Annotated in this window: 3 protein-coding genes and 1 pseudogene; 2 read left to right on the top strand and 2 right to left on the bottom strand. The window is 68.3% G+C overall.

The features are described 5' to 3' along the window. Positions 1-61: 61 nt before the first annotated feature. On the bottom strand, positions 62-637 hold the full coding sequence (locus ACFDS3_RS20565) for a hypothetical protein (protein WP_375264185.1): 576 nt from the start codon (positions 635-637) through the stop codon (positions 62-64). A 94-nt stretch (positions 638-731) separates the two neighbouring features. On the opposite strand from ACFDS3_RS20565, the gene ACFDS3_RS20560 reads away from it, so the two are divergent. Together ACFDS3_RS20560 and ACFDS3_RS20555 are read left to right on the top strand one after the other, a co-directional pair. Beyond that, positions 732-1,184, top strand: coding sequence for a hypothetical protein (locus tag ACFDS3_RS20560; RefSeq protein WP_375264184.1), 453 nt, complete (start codon positions 732-734; stop codon positions 1,182-1,184). Between the two features lie 65 nt (positions 1,185-1,249). Beyond that, positions 1,250-2,071, top strand: a complete 822-nt coding sequence (locus tag ACFDS3_RS20555) for an alpha/beta fold hydrolase (RefSeq protein WP_375264183.1) — start codon at positions 1,250-1,252, stop codon at positions 2,069-2,071. Between the two features lie 12 nt (positions 2,072-2,083). Here ACFDS3_RS20555 and ACFDS3_RS20550 read toward each other — a convergent pair. Next, a pseudogene (locus ACFDS3_RS20550) lies at positions 2,084-2,714 on the bottom strand (hypothetical protein); the annotation flags it as partial.

Here is a 2,714-nt window from a genome sequence, read left to right as displayed (position 1 = left end):
ATCATAAGGAAAACCTCGCTTGCCTTTCATCGACCTGCGCTCAACAGGTAGTGGTTCCTAGCTAGAAGGAGGTGGCCAGCGCCTCGTCTTCCACGGGCGCCGGCGCCACCTCCCGCACCTCGACATGCTCCGTCCGCCAGGCGCAGCCCGATGAGATCGACCAGTCGATGTCGAGCCACTCGACGCGCGGCCGGACCGCCTTGCCCGCCTCGTAGTTCACGATCTCGATCCCGTCCCACTCCCGCGTCACCGCCGGCCAGTCAATCAGGAAGCAGCGCGCCCGGCGCGGTAGCTCGCTGTCCTGCGCCGGGTCGTAGCGGCGCTGGTCGCCCGTCTGCCAGAAGAAGCCGTTCGCCGCGTGTGGCATGGGCTGGCCATAGGCCGCGCTGAAGTCGCGGATCTGGTCCCAGCTCTCGAGCTGCAACAGCCGGAAGCGATCGCCGAGGATCACCTCGAAGTCGTGCGCGCCCGGCTTGCGCCCGGTGTGCCCCTGCCCCAGAGGCGTGCGCACCAGAAGGTCGCGCCAAGCGGAGCCTTCCGACCACCAGAGGCCGTTCGGTTTGCGCAGGTAGGCGGGCGGATGCGCGTTGCGCAGCTGGCCAAGCGGCCGGTTGGTGTTGTGGATCCGAAGGACCATCGTGTTTCTCATGCTGGATAAAGATTTTCGCAAATTGCCTGTCGACAGCTGCGCTGGCGAGGAATAGCATCTGCGAAAAAGCAAGGGTAGCAAAATGACGGACCAGCCGGACACGAAATCGGAATCGAAGCACGACAAGTTCCTGCGCCTTTCGGAAGCGCGGTTGGAGCGCGCCGTCCACCACATCCTGCTCCTCGAGAACCTGGCCGGGCCGGGCTACGAGCATTTCGACGACGAGGGCCAGAAGGTTGTCGACGGGATGCAGGATGCCGTCGACAAGGTCGCCAAGGCGTTCGGCATCGAGCCCTATGTCCCGCCCGCGCCGGGAGCCGCCCTGACAATCGGCACCGACGACGAGGCCGAGGATGAGCCTGCGCCCCCCGCGGTGCCGACCGCCGCCGCGGCGCCGGCCGAGCCCTTTCCGAACGAGCAGGAAGACCTGATCCTCCTGCGCGTCGGCAGCGAGATCGATCTGGCGATCCGCGAGATCGAGGCGGGGCGTGGTCTCGAAGCGCGCGCGGTCCTGATGCGCCTGATGACCGCCTGAGGAACGCCGCGCGGCACGACGGGTTGGGGCCGGAACGTATCGGACCCAAACCGAAAGGCCACGCCATGCAAAGCCATACCGCACTCGTCGACGGGATCACCATGCGCTGGGAAGAGACCGGCGCCGGAGATCCCGTCGTGCTTCTTCACGGCATCCCCACCTGCCCGGCCCTGTGGCGCGACGTCGCCCCGCTCATCAAGGGCCGCCGCGTCCTCGCTTGGGAAATGCCGGGCTACGGCGCGTCGATCCCTGAAGGCCGCGACCGGGACATCTCCGTCGCCAAGCAGGCGGACTACCTCGTCGCCTGGATGCGCAGCCAGGGCATCGAGAAGGCGATCCTCGCCGCGCATGACCTCGGCGGTGGCGTCGCGCAGATCGCGGCCGTCCGGCACCCGGAGATGGTCAGCGGCCTCCTGCTGACCAATGCGATCAGCTACGACTCCTGGCCCGTACCGCTGGTCAGCGCCGTGGCGAAGACCGGATCCATCGCCAAGCACGCGCCGGACGGCTCGTTCCACAAGCTCCTGAAGATGATGTATTCGAAGGGCCACGAGACCGACGCCGCCGCGGAGGCGGCCTTCGATACCCATGCGCCGCATTACGAGCGCCATGGCGAGGCAGATGCCTTCGTCCGGCAGGCGCAATCGCTCGATGTCGAGGACACGAAGGCAGTGGCTGACCAGCTGCCGGCCCTCCATATGCCCGCGCGGATCGTCTGGGGCGCGGCGGACGAGTTCCAGAAGATCGAATATGGCGAGCGCCTCGCGGCCGACCTGAAGGCGCCGCTGCGGCGGATCGAGGGTGGCCTGCACTTCACGCCGGAAGATCACCCGCAGATCCTGGCCGAGGAGATCAACGCCCTGATCCAGACCGTAGAGGGCGGCTAAGGCCATCTCGCCCTAGTAGTCGTAGACATGCTCGAGGCGGGCTGGGCCGGCCTCGAGCGCGCGCACGAGATCCGTGAGCTCTGCTACCGGCAGGCTCACGAGATACCGCGCCTCCCCGGCGCGCTCGATGCGCGACAGGGCCCGCGCGCCCGGCGTCAGCACCGGCCGGGGCCCGATCATCGAGACCATGATCTCGTCATTCCCCGCGATCCAGGCGAAGCCGCCGCCGCGCCGCGCCACCTCGCGCACGGTCCCGGTGAAGGCACGGTAGCGCTCGACATCGAGGATCGCGCCGCCCCCGGTTTCGCGAACGATCTGGCCCAGATCCGCCAACCCGCCCGCGTCGAGCCCGGTGACCGCGACGCGCATCCGCGTCTCGTCCGCGCCCATCACCCCCGCCGCCGCGCCAATGGCGCGCGCATAGAGCGCCTTGCCGGTCCACTCGATCCCGAGGCCGACCCTGCGTTCCCAGCCGCGCAGGCTGTCGGCCTCCGCCTCCCAAAGCCGCGCCCGCCAGCCGTCGAAGTCGAAGCGATACCAAGGTGTGTGCTGGAGGAAGGCCGCGTAGCTCTCGGCCATCCGGGTCTCGATCTCGTCCTGCGGCGTCGGCGCGTCCGCCGCAAAGAGCCGCCCGATCGTCGTC

This window comes from Palleronia sp. (assembly GCF_042089775.1).
GTDB lineage: Bacteria > Pseudomonadota > Alphaproteobacteria > Rhodobacterales > Rhodobacteraceae > Palleronia.
The sequence above is the reverse complement of the archived record's forward strand: the minus strand, read 5'-3'. Positions and strand labels throughout refer to the sequence as shown.

Coding starts and splice junctions, on each gene's coding strand:
- ACFDS3_RS20560 (WP_375264184.1), top strand. CDS start 732: ATGACGGACCAGCCGGACACGAAATCGGAATCGAAGCACGACAAGTTC.
- ACFDS3_RS20555 (WP_375264183.1), top strand. CDS start 1,250: ATGCAAAGCCATACCGCACTCGTCGACGGGATCACCATGCGCTGGGAA.
- ACFDS3_RS20565 (WP_375264185.1), bottom strand. CDS start 637: ATGGTCCTTCGGATCCACAACACCAACCGGCCGCTTGGCCAGCTGCGC.